1 protein-coding gene is annotated in these 281 nt (G+C 74.4%); it reads right to left on the bottom strand.

Annotation, left to right across the window (positions count from 1 at the left end; all coding sequences use genetic code 11):
• The coding region (locus tag ACETWP_RS17335; RefSeq protein ID WP_373973535.1) for a hypothetical protein at positions 1-252 on the bottom strand (252 nt) is incomplete at its 3' end.
• Between the last annotated feature and the right edge of the window lie 29 nt (positions 253-281).

Raw genomic sequence — 281 nt, 5'->3', positions numbered from 1 at the left:
CCGGCCGTGGGGGTCCGCCGCGGTCCCGGGCCGGCCCAGCTCGATGACCCGCGCCTGGTCCGCGGCCCGCGCCGCGAGGATCCGCGCCCGGTCCACCAACCGGCCCAGCGACTCGATCTCCAGCAACAACCCCGCACACCGCAGGGCATCCGGGGCCGGACCCTCCAACACGGCCACCGCCGCACGCAGCCCCTCCTCCAGCGCCGGGAACCCCGGCGCCGCGGAACCGGACTCCCACGACGACAACGACATGCGTCCATTCTCCCGAACAAACGTTCGAA

This window comes from Arthrobacter halodurans, assembly GCF_041877255.1.
In the GTDB taxonomy this organism is placed as follows: Bacteria; Actinomycetota; Actinomycetes; order Actinomycetales; family Micrococcaceae; genus Arthrobacter_N; species Arthrobacter_N halodurans.
Note: the sequence above shows the minus strand (reverse complement) of the source record. Positions and strands in the feature narration are given on the sequence as shown.